This is a genomic window from Scytonema sp. UIC 10036 (genome assembly GCF_009725235.1).
The window spans coordinates 1-17,298 of sequence record NZ_WJFC01000026.1 but is presented as its reverse complement, the minus strand read 5'-3'; the positions used below and the strand labels follow the sequence as shown (position 1 = coordinate 17,298).

Genomic DNA, 17,298 nt, shown 5'->3' with positions numbered 1-17,298 from the left:
CTTTATTGTTTAATCAAACATCAACATTTATCTGTTCTATCTGTTTAGCAGCTTTCTCCCAAAGCTTTGCTGAAGTCTCATCTTGCCAATGATTTCTCAGGTTTTCTGCTCTTTTGTGACATATTCGCTCTAGCATTTCTAAGATAGCAGACAATGTCAATTTATCAGTTAATATTTCTAAAATCTCCATATATTCTTTTTCCATGACAGGGACCTCCTTAACGCCATCTGATATCTTCTGACAAAACCCATGTAGATGACTTTTGTGTTTTCAAATAATAAATTAAGATTTGTTGCCGAGTGATACTAATATTCTGCCTGCTTCTACACGCAGTTTAGCCTATTTTTAATACTCACTCAATTTTGAGAAGTAATTTTTAACAACCACAACGGAACGTAAATACGTTATGTGACAAACTCTCTATCATAGTGAAGCCACGCTAGATTATCTCTGTCAAGGTGTAAGTCTCGACTGGAGTTTTCTTTAGTGTCTTTGTAGGCTAGGTGCTACTTTATGCGCCTGTGCGACTTTCTCAAGGTAGACATAATCCAGTTCGGAGAATTTGGAAAAAATCATAGAATCAAATTCTGTCAAGCGTGAAAAAATCACGAAATCCATGCTTCCCGATGATGAAAATGTAACCTAATTAAGTACGTACACCTTTTTTGCAGTTGAGTATGCACAGTAGAAGAATCAGCAAAATCAGGGGCTTTATGACTGACGGTTCCGGTACTTTTTTAAATTGCTCTCCTGGTGCAGGAATAACGCTCGGGGCTGGCGGAACCTCTATGATTTGGTTGCGCTCAGAAGAAACGCTTCCGCCAACAGGAGTAAGACCATATTCGATGGGATTAGACCCAGAGCCAACGGCGGGTGTAACTGCGATCGCATTACTGGGTCTGGAATGTGAGGAACTGCCTCCACTCAGAGATAGAATAGCAAAAAGTGCAGCAAGACCAGCACCGCCAAGGAGCCAACCAGGGAATCGGTTATTGGAATCTTCTTGAACGAAAGTATCTCCTACAGAAATCGAAGGAATACCTTGGCTTACCACTTCTAGTGTCGGCAATACTGGAAATGCCCTGACAAAAACCTCTCCTGGAAGATCTAACCCAATCAGCCGATTAAACTCCTGAGGAATGCCGATATTTGAGCGATTAAATTCCCCACTATTAGGGGAGAATGGTAAGGAGAGTGTATCAAGAACACTCTGTTTGAGTAGCGTTTCATCTCCAGTGTTTAACGCACGCAACCCACTTGAGAGGTGACTCAAATAAAACTGCCTGATATTTGAGGGCAAATTTAGTCTCTGAATTTGCTGTTGGGCATTGGGAATTTTTGCCAGTTCCTCAAACAACAGACGTCCGTATGAGTATTTCAAGTTGAGCAATCCACTGCGAAGATCGAGCGAGTTACCGACTCCTTGTAGTGGTGCCCAGTAGAAGTTGTTGGTGACAAGTCCCAGACCTTCTACAGGAGTCCGACTTACTGCACCTCCAAGAAGGTAACGATATCCGTCTAAGATGTAGGGGGTATCGTTTTGCCAGAATGAAGCGTATGGTACATAAGGGAGATTAGGATTGTTACCGTAGAAAGAAGCAAAATTCCGGAAGTTTTCCTCCCCACCAGCCGCTTGCATCAGCAGGTCGTAGTAGCTGGATCTGTTGTTGGATTCAAGTAATTGCTGCATGAGTGTTCCAGTTTTGTTGCAGCCGAGACCAAATCCAACAGTGCATACAGAAATGCCTTCCATCTTGGAAAGATCTTGCCCTAATAGCTGGTATTGGAGATATATTGGCTCCAGCCCTGGTTGAATACCATACCGCCCAACATTGAGCTGAGCAGAAACTGACTGGCACACAGTCAGTACTGCCGCAAAGAATGAGAAAGCAATCGCGCTTCTTTTGATACGGGATTTAAACAAGATTGACCTCCAGTAAGCAACTAAAACCCAGTTGTCTTAGAAATTCGGGAGAAACCTAAGTTTTCTTACAAGTTAATGTTGATAGTGATTTCTGTAACTTAGAGTTGTTCGCCTGTCACAGGTTTGAGAAATTTAAATCTCGATTCGGTACATATTGATGCCGGAGTTTTGAACCTGTCTTCTTCGTCAGTATCAGTCTTTGATAGAGATGTTCAATTTGAACATCTTTATTTTGAAGAGCAAATGTGAGTAACTTGTGAGGGTTTATACTGATTAAAGGAACTTAACAAATTTGTCATCAGTTCAGATTCTGAACCCAGATTTTTCCCTCTGTAAAGGAATTTTAAAAGATAGACAAAAAGAGTTGTAGTCCAAAAATTTTACTTAAAGAATAAGATAAATAGTAAAAAATCTTTTACTACTTATAACTTCAAAACTACTTTAGTTAAAATTCGCTTATGCTTATAGATCCGGATCGCTTTTAGGTATAGTTACACTTTACTCCACAATTTGAAGCTGAGGTTCTTTGTTAAGAAAATCGATTTGCTGGGCTTTTGTGCTCTTTTCTCGAATGTATCGAGAATTGACATATTCCATGACTAAAGGTTGAAGTGAGAAGAAAGAAGCCTTTGTTTCAATAAGCGACCGCGCTGTCAGAGACTCTAAAGCTTCTAACAGGACTTGGGATGAGATAGAAATTTTTATATGCGATCGCAGTTCTAACAAGGATAAAGGTCGCTGATTGAAAGCTAGGCATTTGAGAACCTCTTTAGCCGTGTCTGATAAGTCGTTGAATTGTTCTTCTAACAGGTTGAACACTTCACCAAAAACTATGATATGTTGTTCCAAAAAATCACAAATGTTGTTATTAAATAAGTGCTGGATTGTGGCGGCAACAAAGTTTAAGGCAAGAGGATTTCCTGCATAATATTTTACCAACCTGCTCCAATCATCTCGAGTACCCTTAAAAGCAGCTTTGGTTTTGAAGAGCGCTCGAACTTCTGGCACCTGCAATCCTTTGAGATAAAACACTCTAATCGGTCGTGTATCTCCTTCCAAAGGAGCTATCTCTTTAAATCGATCGCGGCTCGTTAAAATGAGGCAACTTTGATGAGTGCTTTCTCCTACTCTTTTAAAGAATTCACGATACTCTCGATCTCCTTTGTATGGAAAGCACATACAATTCCTATAACCACGCTTTTGGACAGTATGCTCTTGCAACACAATATCAGCATTATCTAAAACCAGCAGGCAACGGTGGAGTTGCAAATAATGAATCAGGCGTGAGGTTCTGCTATGCGTGTTGTCTGGTAAATCAGTATCCTGTCCATTGGACAAGAAGACAATCAGATCCGATAATAAGTCTTTTAAAGAAGGAAGGGGCAATAGCGATCGCCAAATGACGAACTCGAATTTATCCTGAATCTGTTGAACTAGCTTCACGGATAAATAGGTTTTACCCATACCGCCCATTCCCAATAAGGTGATGAGACGACAACGTTGGCTTTGCCTTTCCACAGGAAACTCATTTAAAATCCACTGCTTTAGTGTTGCCAACTCTTCAGTTCGTCCATAAAAAAGAGAGACATCTGGCGCTTCTCCCCATGTAGTTTGATTTGAAAGTTTAGATGTTGAATTTGCAAGCTGGTAGTCAGTGAGTTCTAGCTCTAGATTAAATGCCCTAAAACAGCACTTCAATGTTTGCTTATCTACACCGACTTCACAGGCAAATACTTTTGCCAGGGTATCTGGATCTAAGCCAGTACGAACACTCAAATCTGCAAGAGTATAGCGTTTATTGAAATTTTCACAACTTTCCAATTCAGACTTTGCGCTTTGAACCTTCTGAAATCCCTGAGGCGTTAGGATCACACCACGTCTACGGCTTCGTTTTTGGGGCTGCATTGAAAACCTCTGAAGAAGTATGTAAATACAACATTTATGAATGGGAGATATTATCTGTTCAGATTGGGTAAAAAAAGATACCCTAGCAGAGAATAAATAACTTACAAAAGTTTTGGGAAATGGTTTAAGAAGCGAAGCACTAAAGGTTATCTACAACTCGACAAACTTTTATGTCAATACTTGTCGGTTAAGCTAAAAATTCAAATTTAAGGTAGGTTGGGTTGAGGAACGAAACCCAACATTTATCAGCATTTGTTGGGTTTCACACACGGGTTTACCCAACCTACAATTTCCTTATCCGAGCAGTATTGACTTCTATGTTACCTGCTTTTGTCTAATTTCGGTATTAAGTAATTTTACGGTTTGTGTTCAGATAGGAGCAGTTAACTGCTAACTTCTTCAACTGTTGGAATGCCTAATTCTGATGAAATAACAATTTTGGCTCCAGTTGATGGATGTGATTGTAATACTGCTTGCCTAAATATATAGCTGGAGTATAAGTAGGGCAAATATTTTGAGGAAAATTTAGTAATCCTAACCGAATTTAAGGACTTTTACCAATTTTCACCAAGGTTATTAAAGATTTATTTTTTATTCAGAAATGGCGAAAATTGTGAATTTGTAAGACTTCAGCGAATAAATACAAGGAAATTCTTAACTTCTTTTTAAGAACCTAAAATTCGGTTGATGAATCTGTGCTTCAAAATACAAACTATAACTAGTAACGTAACAGAGGTGAACTATGAAAACCGAACATCAACCCATAAATGATGCTGCTGCTGCTGTTGGTACTACGTTATCTAACGATATGCCAACACTCCGAAAAGGTTCTAAAACTGAAGGAGTAAGATTTTTACAACAACTTTTAATCAACCATTACAATTACGATCTTGTTTTTGACGCTATCTTCGGTAGTAAAACTGAAAATGCAGTCAAAGATTTTCAAACAAAGCACAAGCTAACTCAAGATGGGGTAGTGGGTGTTAACACTTGGCGTGCTCTAGGCGCAAATATTGGTAACTAAACTGTCTAGAAAATAGGAATAGGAAGTAGGGAGTGGAGATTTGAAAAGAGTGATTTTCATTTTTACCGAATCTTGCTCCCCAAGTTTTCAGGTAGCTTTTGATATCCTGAAAACTCCATTGAGAATGTTGCCATTAACTTTTGAGCAATCAATATAACCCATAATGTTGAGATAGCCAGAGGAAATTTCTCTAAATGCTAGTGATGGGTTAGTTAGCTTAGTTGTCATTTCTTTAGCTTAGAAAACAGCGGCTTTACCATGTACTGCAAGAGATGACACCGAGTGAGGTCACAGAAGCGGGTGCATTTATGGATCGCAACGTTTTAGAAAGTGATCCCCATCGTGTTTTGGAAGGAATGGCGATCGCCGCCTACGCTGTAGGTGCAACTCAAGGTTACATTTATATCCGCGCCGAATATCCCATCGCGATCGACCGCTTACAAGCTGAGGCATACTAGGTGGAAATTGTTCGCGCTACAACTACTAATTATCAACGATAGGGAGAAAAATATGTTTTTAGAAGAAAAAGAATCGATACAAAAATATCTTCAACAAGTTTCTCAAGACTTGGATGCTGATATGTTTGTATTTTATAGTAGGATTGATTATCGAAATGCTCATAGTTTAATAGAAAAAATCAGAAATATTTCAGATAAAAAGACTAATATTGCTCTAATAGTAGAAACTGGTGGAGGAGATGCTAATGCTGCTTTTAAAATAGCAAGTTTTTTAAAGAGAAAATATCAAAAAATTATTCTTTTGGTTTTTGGCGGTTGTAAAAGTGCAGGAACTTTGCTAGCTATTGCAGCTGATGAAATTGTTATGTCTGATTTTGGGGAATTAGGACCTCTTGACATACAAGTCTGGAAAGAGGGTGATATTAAGTACGAATCAAGTTTAGATATAAAACAATCTTTAGCTGTTATTAGGGAGCAAGCAGAAGAAATGTTTAAACATTGTTTATTTTCTATTATAAATCTTAGTATGAGTAACGGTGATTTCATAACATTAAAGACAGCAGAAGAAATTGCTCAGTCTATAGCCATAGGTTTACTAACACCAGTTTCAGGTCAGATTAATTCCTTACGTCTTGGAGAACTTGATAGATTAACAAAAGTTGCTGAAGAATATGGTAAAAGATTAAATTCAGCTAGGGAGGAACTTGTAAAGCAACTTATATCTGACTATCCGTCACATGATTTTGTTATTGGTTACGAAGAAGTACGTCAAATATTCCAAGAGCAAAGCTTTGGTCAAAATTCTACAGTGGTTAGACAGCCTAAAGAAGCGGAGGAATATTTAGAACGTTTTCTAGATAAATATCTTCGTCAAACATTTGTAGGAACTTTGAAGGAACTTGTAGAAACAAATTTTGAGGATGAAGGCAATCGCAACAGTAATAGCTCTATCCAGCAAAATACCTAAGATTCTGCTTCTACCTGAGAACTCAGTTTAAGAGGAACCAAGGTGCTTACTTACTTCAAAGCTGAGAGGGAACATTGCTTCCCAATAGGCAAGCATTCAGCAATACTTTTCTAATTAAAAAAAGTCACCATTTGGTACAAGATAAATTTGATGGCAAGTTTTTTGCCTAAATGGCTCCAGCAAATCATCAAATCTTTCTTTCGCAGGCTAGGAAAAATTGCCCGTCTAACAGCTGTACGTTCGCTTATTTCGAGAAGCGGAGGGGAATTAAAGCCTTAATGCAAAAGGAAAAAGGAGATTTTTAAGTAAGCCGTTATTTTTCTGTCAAATTTATGACCAATCACAGAACGCTCCCAGAGGGGCTCAATTGGGCATAGGGATAGCATAAATCATAAAATGGTCAAAAACCCTGTGGGAGAGAAAAATGCCTGAATGAATTGCATCGCCTAAATTATAAGCCTTGTAAGGCTTAATTAAATCTTGCTCTTTCAACCAGGAGCGAACGTACAGTAACGGCCAAGGAATCTGTGGATCGTGAAGAGGTTGCATTGTGAGTAAGAGTACATCTCTGCCTGCGTATAGCGATCGCCAACTAACCTTAGTTTAAGAAATAACAAACGAATTTGCTCGTGGCAGTTCCGGGAGGTGTCCGCGAACCGTTATCTCAAGAAGGATGCAGCTATATTCAGAACCGCATCTCGGAGAATTTGGAAAAAATCATAGAATCAGATTCTGTCAAGCGTGAAAAAATCACGAAATCCATGCTTCCCTATGATGAAAATGTAACCTAATTAAGTACGTACACCCTTTTTGCGGTTGAGTATGCACAGTAGAAGAATCAGCAAAATCAGGGGCTTTATGACTGACGGTTCCGGTACTTTTTTAAATTGCTCTCCTGGTACAGGAGTAACGCTCGGAGCAGGCGGAACCTCTATGATTTGGTTGTGCTCGGAGGGAACTCTTCCGCCAACAGGAGTAGGACCATACTCAATGGGATTAGACCCAGAGCCAACGGCAGGTGTAACTGCGATCGCATTATTGGGTCTAGAATGTGAGGAACTACCTCCACTCAGAGACAGAATAACAAGAAGTGCAGCAAGACTAGCACCGCCAAGGAGCCAACCAGGGAATCCGTTATTGGAATCTTCTTGAACGAAAGTATCTCCTACAGAAATCGAAGGAATTCTTTGGCTTACCACTTCTAGTGTCGGCAATACTGGAAATGCCGTGACAAAAACCTCTCCTGGAAGATCTAACCCAATCAGCTGATTAAACTCCTGAGGAATGCCGATATTTGAGCGATTAAATTCCCCACTATTAGGGGAGAATGGTAAGGAGAGTGTATCAAGAACACTCTGTTTGAGTAGCGTTTCATCTCCAGTGTTTAACGCACGCAACCCACTTGAGAGGTGACTCAAATAAAACTGCCTGATATTTGAGGGCAAATTTAGTCTCTGAATTTGCTGTTGGGCATTGGGAATTTTTGCCAGTTCCTCAAACAACAGACGTCCGTATGAGTATTTCAAGTTGAGCAATCCACTACGAAGATCGAGCGAGTTACCAACTCCTTGTAGTGGTGCCCAGTAGAAGTTTTTGGTGACAAGTCCCAGACCTTCTACAGGAGTCCGACTTACTGCACCTCCAAGAAGGTAAGGATATCCGTCTAAGATGTCGGGGGTATCGTTTTGCCAGAATGAAGCGTATGGTACATAAAGGAGATTAGGATTGTTACCGTAGAAAGAAGCAAAATTCCGGAAGTTTTCCTCCCCACCAGCCGCTTGCATCAGCAGGTCGTAGTAGCTAGGTCTGTTGTTGGATTCAAGTAATTGCTGCATGAGTGTTCCAGTTTTGTTGCAGCCGAGACCAAATCCAACAGTACATACAGAAATGCCTTCCATCTTGGAAAGATCTTGCCCTAATAGCTGGTACTGGAGATATATTGGCTCCAGTCCTGGTTGGATACCATAGCGCCCAATATTGAGCTGAGCAGAAGCTGACTGGCACACAGTCAGTACTGCCGCAAAAAATGAGAAAGCAATCGCGTTTCTTTTGATACGGGACTTAAACAAGATTGACCTCCAGTAAGCAACTAAAACCCAGTTTTCTGAGAAATTGGGGAGAAACCTAAGTTTTCTTACAAGTTAATGTTGATAGTGATTTGTGTAACTTAGAGTTGTCCGCCTATCACAGGTTTGAGAAATTTAAATCTTGATTCGGTAAATATTGATGCCGGAGTTTTGAACCTGTCTTCTTCATCAGTATCAGTCTTTGATAGAGATGTTCAATTTGAACATCTTTATTTTGAAGAGCAAATGTGAGCAACTTGTGAGGGTTTATACTGATTAAAGGAAGTTAACAAATTTGTCATTAGTTCAGCTTCTGAACCCAGATTTTTCCTTCTTTAAAAGAATTTCAAAAGATAGACAAAAAGAGTTGTAGTTCAAAAAATTTACTTAAAGAATAAGATAAATAGTAAAAAATATTTTACTTATAACTTCAAAACTACTTAGCCAAAACCTTCGTGAAAATCCTAGGAAGAGGTATAAATACAATCAATCAACGTTCGGTTAGTAAGTAGTCATGCAAAATAAATTATCTAATCGGGAAAAGGAACTCTGAACGGGAAACAAGCAACAGTGATGGATTACAGCGATTTTAGCTGCTTAACAAAATATATAAATATTTATCCATAAGTACTTAACGTCGAATTCAGGTAAGTTTACGTCATGTGCGAAATTCCTAACAACGTCATCTTAGCGAAACAATTTAGCGAAGTGTTTGATGGATTCTTAATTGGTTCCAATGACTTAACGCAACTCACTTTAGGACTCGATCGCGATTCTGGTTTAGTCGCCCACTTATTTGACGAACGCGATGCTGGCATGAAAGAAATGGTGCAAATGGCGATCGTTAAACGCGGATTTCTCACTCGTGAGAAATCCGGGGTCAGTCCTACTCCCTTCTCGCTGTAACATTACCGATCTGCTTTTCCTCTTTCTTGGTACTCTTTGCGTCTTTGTGGTTCATTTAAATAGGTAGTCTTCGAGTGGAATGGGAGTAGTTAACTCCGATTTTGCCTAAATCTCTGTCTTTAAAGAGCGAGGAGTAGTATCACTAACCTTTTAATGAGAAGTAAATGCTATGTCGCTCAAACTTCTACCTAATATAGAACCTATGGATGTCATACTCCGCTTCTTGTCCAAACAAAAATAAAAATCCGGGCTGTTTTTCTTGCACTTCTACTATTTCAGAAACCGCACTAGGATTTATTTCAACATGAATGCCTTCTGTCGTTTTTAACTCTACAGGTTTCATGCTACCCTCCTTGCTCTCTAACAAGCTTAATGACTAATAATCACTTAATTTCATAGTAGTACAATTGCAACTTCCTGCCTTAAAGTAGCAAAAATACTTAATCATAAATACGTTATTTTTTTGAGAAAAGCATAGGCTGAAAAGGTTAAATTTTGTAAGGTAAGCAGTGCCCACCGCCCCTTTATTGAGAAGGTGCAAGATGTCAAATTCCTGACTCCTGACTCCTGACTCACCACTCTCTTTTTCAAGCGAGTATTATTTAAAGCCACGACCTGTATGTGGAACGTGGATAAGTTTTTTCGGCTTGTGAGTCACGTAAATATCAGTTTCAAGTTCTGGCTGTTCTTCTTCCTGTCTTAAAAAAGCACCTGGTTGGCTCAAGTCTTGGATCAGTTCATCAATCAGGGCAGTGGTAACGTGTGCCATGATGAAAATATGCGAGTACTCGCGCTTTTGACCGTTTACATACAATGTCTCGCCCGATAGAGAATATTTAAAGACAATATCGTCTGAAGCATGCTTAAAGCGGATAGTCAGTGATAGTGGGGTACGTGCTATCCACAAATCTTCGCCCAGTTCTTCTTCCAGCACTTTTAATTGTGAGTATGCATAGTTAGCAATATTCTCCGTATAAAGCACTTTATTAACTTGTGCCTCATAAGAATTTTTTGCCAAGTAGTCCCAAAGAACCATAGCTGAGAAGCCGTTGCGAGAGCCAGCAAAAGTAGTATCCTGAGAACCTATATATTCTGGATCGTCAGGTGGACGGAGCTGATACTTGGTCTTAGTCATATAAATACCGCATGGCAAGGGTGCGCCGATCCACTTGTGTCCGCTCATAGCGATGGAGTGTACAAAGGGCAAACGAAAGTCAAAGTTTGGTCCACGCTGCGAGATTTTGCCCATGTTATACGCCATTTCAATGAATGGCATATAAGCAGCACCGAGCGCACCATCCACATGAAACCAGTAACCACTGCGAATATCATACTTGGTCGGATCTTCAGGATCGTAATACACCTTGCGCTTGTCAAGACCATATTTTCCCAAAATAGGAAGGAGAGCTTTGCCTGCTGCTTCTACATCATCGTAGGCACCTTTGAAAGTAGTACCGTAATTGAAGCATACAAGAATAGGATATCCCTTGGCAGCAAAAAACTCGACGAGCTTGCACAGCAATTCAATATCAATCGAGCCAGGACCATCATGACCGCCTTGAGATGGTACTTCTTTTGGCCAGGGCTGACCGGGTGCTAGTGGATTTTCATCTGGATATTTTTCAGTACCAATCTCGTAAAAATTCTGGATAGCCATGACACGCATAGCTTTGATAATTGAGTAGTGCGTGTCCTCTGAATAAAAAGCAATTGGGATGTGGGCGTTGGGATTTTCTTCTAAAATCGGTGTTTGTTGATAGATGAGGCGGCGCGGTACTGAGCGTGGTTCACCTGATAAACTAGCTTTTCTGGCTTCTTCTTCAACCATAGGATCATTCAGTAAAAACTTACCTGCTAGATAATCGCGTCCGTTCCACAAACCATACAAGTTACCTTCTGAACAACCCATCGTTAGGACATAGCCCCAGTAAGACTCTGGATCGTTAGGATCGTGTGGCCAACGCGCATTCCACAGCGAGGCGTAATAATCCAGTACCGCACGCTCCATAAATTTGCTATTGACAGTAAAATTTCCACTTTGGAAAGGGTCACCGACATTATTGATATGGTAGTTAAGGTATTGCTTCAAGTCTTCTGAGTAATTGAAGCTTTGATTGACTTGATAGCCGAGGAAGTGAGTTTTTTGCCCAGACTGATAATTCTGCAATTGGCTTAGAGCCGCCGTTCGTTGTTCGGGAGTCAAGCCTGTTGAAGATAGCTTAAAGTTTTTATAAGTAATACCAGGTACTTCCGGGTACGTAGAACATGGCTCTTTCGTTGCAGGTGATACGCTCGTCGCGTCACCAAGCATACTCGAATCGGATTCAGTTTGCTGCCATAATTCGCGCTTTTGGGAAAAAAACAAGTAACTTTTCAAATTTCTTGGGTTCTGTTCGTCACTTATGCTCATCATCTCATCCAAATAGCGTCTTGTCTCCAGCCACTCCAAACAGGAAAACCATGATTATCGCGTAATGTCAGTACTGTGTCATTTTTTTTGACTTCAGCAGCAACGAGCGCTGGTTGATTGGCAAATTTAATTCTCGATCCCTTCACCTCAATTTTGTCTCCTGGCTGAATCTGAATATCTTGATTGTTGATGTACCAGCTTGGACCTAAATGTACCGAAATAGTTTCTTCAGATGTTTTCAATGTTAGATGCACACCATGAGCCATTCTTTGCATTGGTATGGTAGCGTTAATGCTGACTACCTCCCCACTCAAAGTTTCAACAGTTTGAGGATTATACATCCGGTTGTACGTCTGTGGGCCACAACCACCACTCCCTCTCCCCCTGATTTCTGGTTGAGCAAAAGACCGTGCAGGAAGCATGAGGCTAAAAGCAACCAATACCGTTACAAAAAGTTTTATTTTCCTCATAACACTCAAACTCCTTGATAGAGTCTAATCCTGAGTCTTACGAATAGAATTGTAGAAAAACAACATGAGGAACTTGTGAGGATAAAGTTTTCTTGACCAAGAACAGGTGCAGCTTCATTACAAATATTTATCTGCTCTTAACATAATAACATATTTACCTTTGGTCTTCCTCACAATTTCCTCAAACTCTTTTTCTAAGTTGATAATGGAGTCAGAAGCAGGCTTAATCAAGAAGTATATTAGAGGAGTCTAAATATGTCTTTAATACATTGGGAACCCATCAAAGAACTCAGGGCTCTCCGTCAACAAATGAACCGTTTGTTTGATGAAATGATGCATCCAGAACAAACACATAATATATTTTCCAAAATGTCAAGGATAGCTTGGAATCCAGCTATTGAACTTAAAGAATTGGACAAAGATATTCTTCTGAAAATACAAGTGCCGGGAATAGATGCAAAAGATTTAGACATTCAAGTCAGTGAAAATTCTGTTTCTATTGCAGGGGAATATCAAGAAGAAAAAACCAGCGATAGCAAAGATTTTTATCATTCGGAGTTTAGTTACGGAGAATTTCAACGCATCATTGCATTACCAGTAAATGTTAAACATGAAGAAGTCAAAGCAGAAATCAAAGATGGTGTAGTGACTTTAACATTACCAAAACGCGAAACATCTCAACGCGATGTCGTCAAAGTCGATCTAACTGTGCAAGAAAAAGCACGGGAAGCTATGACGGAAGGACGCTTGCATGAAGAACATTTACAAGAAACAATGCGAGAACGAGCAACCAAGGAGTTAGATAAAAAGACTACCGAGCCGATTGCATAAGAAGCAAAAGCAGAAAAAGTCTAGTTTTCGCAAAGACGATAGAAAGGAAAACATCATGACTGTTGATATGTTAACAGCCGCAGACATCATGACTCAAGATGTTGCCACAATCCGCAGTTCGGCAACTGTGGCTGAGGCAGTTCGACTGATGAAAGAAAGAGATTGGCGAGCGCTCATCGTCGAGCGTCGCCATAATCAAGATGCATATGGTATCATTACCCAATCAGATATTGTCTATAAAGTCATAGCTTTCGGTAAAGACCCTTGCAAAGTCCGCGTCCATGAAATCATGACCAAGCCTTGTATTGTGGTTAATCCTGATTTAGGTGTGGAATATGTCGCCAGGTTGTTTGCCGATCACCACCTGCTACAGGCACCAGTTATCCAAGGAGAACTTTTAGGCATTATCTCTTTAACTGACATTATCCGTAGAAGCAAATTTGTTGAACTCCCTCGGACAATCTTGCTAGAACAAGAACTTCAAGATGCAATCAAAAAAGCTCGTGAAGTCTGTGCAAAAACTTCTCCTCGTTCCGAAGAGTGTGCTGCAGCTTGGGATGTCGTTGAGGAATTACAATCTGAAATAGCCCATCAAAGTGCAAACAGAATCGAAAAAACAGCCTTTGAAGAATTTTGCGATGAGTTTCCAGAGGCGATGACAGGACAAATTTACGATAACTGGTGCGGTGGGTAAGTCAATTACAACACTTCTTGTCTATGGTTCTGTGTTGCATTTTTAATTGATTGTTTTGGTGTTTTATGCCGAAAACGTCTCAGAGTTTCTGTTACCTATGGTGAAGCTAATACTCCGCCTAAACCAAGTAGGCTGAAAACCAGAAGTATAAATTTTATGAGGAAAACAATTTTGATTCTAGCAGCCAATCCCATTGGCACAACACCTGTGCGTTTGGGGGAAGAGGTGCGGGAAATCGAAATCGGACTAGAGCGATCTCGACAAAGAGAACAATTTATCCTGGAACAACGTTGGGCAGTAACATCAAAAGAAATCATCCAGGCGATGCTGACTATCAATCCGCAGATTGTGCATTTTTTAGGACACGGGGAAGAAGAGGGATTAGTATTTGAGGATGAAAGCGGTTACGCTAAGCTAATCAATGGAGCAACTTTAGCGAATTTGTTTGAGCTATTTGTTGACAGTTTAGAGTGTGTTGTACTTAACGGTTGCTATACATACCTACAAGCAAAAGAGATTACAAAACACATTGCCTATGTCATCAGTATGGATAAGGCAATTGGAGATAAAGCAGCAATTGAATATGCAGCAGGCTTTTACAGTGCATTGGGGTCAGGCAAGTCCTATGAATTTGCTCACAAAATAGGATGTGTCGCCATTCGTTTAGCAGGAATTACAGAACAGTTGACTCCTCAATTACTGATAAGAAAAGATGTGCGAATGCCAGCAAAAGACGACATCCAATTAAATGGAAATCAAAGGAAAGAATTTCGGGAGGCTATCCTCAATGCTTATCAAGAAGAAGAAATAAAAATGATGCTAGCAACAAACTTAGAGCTTAATTATGATGCAATTGTTCAAGGAACTACTTATTTATTTAAAGTTTTTTATTTAATTGATTATTTTGAAAGGCGAGGACAGATTCTTGACTTGTTAGAAGCTACTTGTAAAGAGCGACCTCACAATTTAAAACTACAAAATTTTTATAAATCTGTAATTTTTAACTAAATAATTTGTAATAGGAGGCAGTCATGAAAGCTCAAAGTTACTTAGAAGTGATAGAATCTATAATACAGAAAAGAAAAAAAGAATTTAGAGACGCTCTTCTTAGTGCTTATACTAAAGAAGAAATGAAATTGTTACTAAAGGATTATTTTGAACTTGATTACGATCGAGTAATTGTGCAATCCCATAATACAATTGAATCGGAATTTGAGCAATTAATTGATTATTTTGAGAGAAAAGGAGAGCTAAGTCAATTGCTAGATAAGGTTTTTGATAAGCAATCTAAAAATTTAAAGCTAAGCAAGTTTCATAATTCTATCATAAATGATATAGATTCTTGTGAATTAAAAGATGAAATTTCACCAGAAATACTAGAAAAAATAGGTAAATCTTTAGTGGAAGGAAAGTTAATTTTTTTTCTAGGATCGGGTATTAATGATTATTACGATAAAAACACAGAAAATCTACCACCTAGTGATATTGATATAGCTAATCATTTAGCAAAACAATTAGTCAATAATCAAGATTTCAAGAAAGTTATTGGACTACCTTGCCAAGTCTGCCCTGCTAAGTTAGAAGAGAGACCTGATAGCTCTTGTCCTATTTGGCAGGAAATCAACGAAAATTGTGGGAAATCTAAACAATTAGAACATGAGCAAAATTTAGCATTTGCTAAATTACAGATGCATTGTTTATCTCAATGTCTTTTAAATAATGGAGAGCATAGTTTAAAAGAGTCTGTGAGAAAAATTTTCCGAGATAACTATAATATACACCCTTATCAACCCAATAAAGTACAAAACAGCTTAGCAGCTTTGGCGAAAAAAATAGCTAAAAGTAATAATTTGTTTAATTTTTTTATACTAACAACAAATTATGATGTTGGTTTAGAAAAAGCTTTTGAGAAAGAATTAGATTTTGATGTTGTACACTACTTTATTGATCGCTTAAAATTTACTGGTAATTTTTTGTATAAATCTTATTTTTGTAATGGAAATCAAAATGATGAAGATAGTCTAAAAGAATTAGCAAACAAAGAAGAGCAACTATTTAAAACTCCCATTATCTTTAAGTTGTACGGAGGGATTGTATATAAAGCGAAGGAAGAGTTCGATAGTTTTGCTATAGCTGAGTCTCACTTTATAAATTATTTACAAAGACCAACGGAAAAGTTTCCTGAGGATTGGAAGCTCTATTTAGAGAATAGTAATATTCTTTTCCTTGGCTGTAATCCTAATGATGTCAACATATTTGCTCTCTTACATCAATTTTTTCCAAGCAAGTTTTCTCTTAGTAAACCGAGACCTGAGGGTTGGTTAATTAGTCGATTGAAACCTGGCAATATGCGTGATACAGACATATGGAAACAAATGGGAATAACTTTCCTCGATAAATGTTCTTCTGATTATTTATTGAGTGAATTACAGAATTATGTAGAAAAATACTTTTCTAAATAAGCCTTTTCAATTTTCTCTCGTAAAATTTTGTATTGAGATCAAATTATGAGTTACAAACCCTATCTAGGTTTAAAACCTTACGAGCAAGAAGATGCAATATTGTTTTTTGGAAGAGAAATGTGGCGGCAGAAAATTATTGATTGTTTAAGAGCCAATAAACTGACTGTGCTTTATGGGGAAAGCGGTGTTGGAAAAAGCTCTCTTCTCCAAGCTGGTGTTTTTAATCACTTATATCTATTATCGGAACAAAAAATTAATAATCAAGATATTGGAATGCCAAAGGATGTTGTTGTTATCTTCAGAAACTGGCAAGAGGAAAATTTACCCTCTTTGTCAATTAAGTTATTAGAGGAGGTTCAAGTATCGGTTGCCAAATTAATGAAAGTTTCTTTAGAATCTTTAAAAAAGAAAATGAAAGAAATTCAACTTAAAATTGAGCAAGATGCAAAAGACAAAAAATATGCTTTGCCATCTATTATTTATCGTGATTAAAAAGTTTTGACAAAAATCAATGGGGGAGAAAAATGGAATGGTCAAATTTTTATTATCTTAGATCAATTTGAAGAATACTTTCAGCAGTATCCTCAAGAAAAAGATCCTTTTGTACAAGAATTTGCTCAAATCATTAACTCTGTAGATTTAACTGTAAATTTTTTAATTAGCATTCGTTCAGATGAATTTTACAAAATTGAACGACAATTTAAAAAATATATTTACAATCCAATCCGTAACATAGAATTACCACCTCTTGACATCAATTCAGCCCAAGAAGCGATTGAGAAACCTATTGAGAGATACAACTTTATTCAGTGTTTGAGAAATTGTCGTTTAACAATACTCACGGGAGATAAATCTGCGGGCAAAAGCTTAATGATACAAGAAGGGCTCATTCCTTCTTGGAGGAAAAGCATCAGTAGCGAGGACTCAAGCTCTTCAGAGTCATTTTTCTGCCCAGCTATTATTTTTGATACTTGGGATTGCGATTCGCTTTATGAGAGGGTAAAGCAACATCGAGATAAAATAGGAGATTTACAAAACAAACATCAATTAATTATATTTGACCATTTTGAGCAATATATTGAATCTCATCCTTTGTGGGAAAAAGAATTGAATAAGGTGTTAACTGAGCTTCCTGTTAATTTATTGATTTCTACTCGAGATAATTATCTCAATTATTTAG

At 38.4% G+C, this 17,298-nt stretch carries 17 protein-coding genes and 3 pseudogenes; 11 read left to right on the top strand and 9 right to left on the bottom strand.

Annotation, left to right across the window (positions count from 1 at the left end; all coding sequences use genetic code 11):
* Positions 1-13: 13 nt before the first annotated feature.
* The 3 genes from F7734_RS14585 to F7734_RS14575 form a co-directional block, all read right to left on the bottom strand.
* Positions 14-205, bottom strand: coding sequence for a hypothetical protein (locus F7734_RS14585; RefSeq protein ID WP_155745392.1), 192 nt, complete (start codon positions 203-205; stop codon positions 14-16).
* A gap of 442 nt (positions 206-647) precedes the next feature.
* Positions 648-1,925: a hypothetical protein gene (locus F7734_RS14580; protein WP_155745391.1), complete on the bottom strand. Its 1,278-nt coding sequence runs from the start codon at positions 1,923-1,925 to the stop codon at positions 648-650.
* 498 nt (positions 1,926-2,423) lie between these two features.
* Positions 2,424-3,830 carry an NB-ARC domain-containing protein gene (locus F7734_RS14575; protein ID WP_155745390.1) on the bottom strand — a complete coding sequence of 469 codons (1,407 nt, stop codon included), beginning with the start codon at positions 3,828-3,830 and terminating at the stop codon, positions 2,424-2,426.
* A gap of 742 nt (positions 3,831-4,572) precedes the next feature.
* Here F7734_RS14575 and F7734_RS14570 point away from each other — a divergent pair.
* Positions 4,573-4,854: a peptidoglycan-binding domain-containing protein gene (locus F7734_RS14570; RefSeq protein ID WP_243146888.1), complete on the top strand. Its 282-nt coding sequence runs from the start codon at positions 4,573-4,575 to the stop codon at positions 4,852-4,854.
* A 129-nt stretch (positions 4,855-4,983) separates the two neighbouring features.
* Here F7734_RS14570 and F7734_RS14565 read toward each other — a convergent pair.
* Positions 4,984-5,082: pseudogene (locus F7734_RS14565) on the bottom strand (radical SAM protein); the annotation flags it as partial.
* Between the two features lie 17 nt (positions 5,083-5,099).
* On the opposite strand from F7734_RS14565, the pseudogene F7734_RS14560 reads away from it, so the two are divergent.
* Positions 5,100-5,297 (top strand): annotated as a pseudogene (locus F7734_RS14560) (NADH-quinone oxidoreductase subunit L); the annotation flags it as partial.
* Positions 5,298-5,364: 67 nt separating this feature from the next.
* Complete coding sequence (locus F7734_RS14555) at positions 5,365-6,279, top strand: ATP-dependent Clp protease proteolytic subunit (RefSeq protein WP_155745389.1); 915 nt, start codon at positions 5,365-5,367, stop codon at positions 6,277-6,279.
* A 363-nt stretch (positions 6,280-6,642) separates the two neighbouring features.
* Here the strand turns inward: F7734_RS14555 and F7734_RS61990 are convergent, their stop codons facing one another.
* Positions 6,643-6,828: a hypothetical protein gene (locus F7734_RS61990; RefSeq protein ID WP_155745388.1), complete on the bottom strand. Its 186-nt coding sequence runs from the start codon at positions 6,826-6,828 to the stop codon at positions 6,643-6,645.
* Positions 6,829-6,908: 80 nt separating this feature from the next.
* On the opposite strand from F7734_RS61990, the gene F7734_RS14545 reads away from it, so the two are divergent.
* The gene (locus tag F7734_RS14545) at positions 6,909-7,070 is read left to right on the top strand and encodes a hypothetical protein (protein WP_155745387.1); all 162 of its coding nucleotides are present in this window, start codon (positions 6,909-6,911) and stop codon (positions 7,068-7,070) included.
* Here the strand turns inward: F7734_RS14545 and F7734_RS14540 are convergent, their stop codons facing one another.
* Positions 7,071-8,348, bottom strand: coding sequence for a hypothetical protein (locus F7734_RS14540; protein ID WP_155745386.1), 1,278 nt, complete (start codon positions 8,346-8,348; stop codon positions 7,071-7,073).
* Between the two features lie 648 nt (positions 8,349-8,996).
* Here F7734_RS14540 and F7734_RS14535 point away from each other — a divergent pair.
* A pseudogene (locus tag F7734_RS14535) lies at positions 8,997-9,188 on the top strand (putative PEP-binding protein); the annotation flags it as partial.
* A gap of 247 nt (positions 9,189-9,435) precedes the next feature.
* On the opposite strand, the gene F7734_RS14530 reads toward F7734_RS14535, so the two are convergent.
* From F7734_RS14530 to F7734_RS14520, 3 genes are all read right to left on the bottom strand, one after another.
* Positions 9,436-9,594 carry a hypothetical protein gene (locus F7734_RS14530; protein ID WP_155745385.1) on the bottom strand — a complete coding sequence of 53 codons (159 nt, stop codon included), beginning with the start codon at positions 9,592-9,594 and terminating at the stop codon, positions 9,436-9,438.
* Between the two features lie 255 nt (positions 9,595-9,849).
* Positions 9,850-11,664 (bottom strand): pyridoxal-dependent decarboxylase, encoded by a 1,815-nt coding sequence (locus F7734_RS14525; RefSeq protein ID WP_207714101.1) that lies wholly within the window; start codon positions 11,662-11,664, stop codon positions 9,850-9,852.
* The gene (locus F7734_RS14520) at positions 11,661-12,131 is read right to left on the bottom strand and encodes a DNA-binding protein (RefSeq protein WP_155745384.1); all 471 of its coding nucleotides are present in this window, start codon (positions 12,129-12,131) and stop codon (positions 11,661-11,663) included. The genes F7734_RS14525 and F7734_RS14520 overlap by 4 nt, the downstream gene beginning before the upstream one ends.
* 255 nt (positions 12,132-12,386) lie before the next feature.
* Between F7734_RS14520 and F7734_RS14515 the strand changes: the two genes are divergently transcribed.
* The 6 genes from F7734_RS14515 to F7734_RS14490 form a co-directional block, all read left to right on the top strand.
* Complete coding sequence (locus F7734_RS14515; RefSeq protein ID WP_155745383.1) at positions 12,387-12,962, top strand: Hsp20/alpha crystallin family protein; 576 nt, start codon at positions 12,387-12,389, stop codon at positions 12,960-12,962.
* Positions 12,963-13,029: 67 nt separating this feature from the next.
* Complete coding sequence (locus F7734_RS14510) at positions 13,030-13,656, top strand: CBS domain-containing protein (RefSeq protein ID WP_155745455.1); 627 nt, start codon at positions 13,030-13,032, stop codon at positions 13,654-13,656.
* A 156-nt stretch (positions 13,657-13,812) separates the two neighbouring features.
* Entirely contained in the window at positions 13,813-14,664 is an 852-nt protein-coding gene (locus tag F7734_RS61985) for an effector-associated domain EAD1-containing protein (protein WP_207714100.1), read from the top strand.
* A 23-nt stretch (positions 14,665-14,687) separates the two neighbouring features.
* The gene (locus tag F7734_RS14500; protein WP_155745382.1) at positions 14,688-16,118 is read left to right on the top strand and encodes an SIR2 family protein; all 1,431 of its coding nucleotides are present in this window, start codon (positions 14,688-14,690) and stop codon (positions 16,116-16,118) included.
* A 45-nt stretch (positions 16,119-16,163) separates the two neighbouring features.
* Complete coding sequence (locus tag F7734_RS14495) at positions 16,164-16,610, top strand: hypothetical protein (RefSeq protein ID WP_155745381.1); 447 nt, start codon at positions 16,164-16,166, stop codon at positions 16,608-16,610.
* 6 nt (positions 16,611-16,616) lie between these two features.
* A partial coding sequence (locus F7734_RS14490) for a hypothetical protein (RefSeq protein WP_155745380.1) occupies positions 16,617-17,298 on the top strand: 682 nt, incomplete at its 3' end.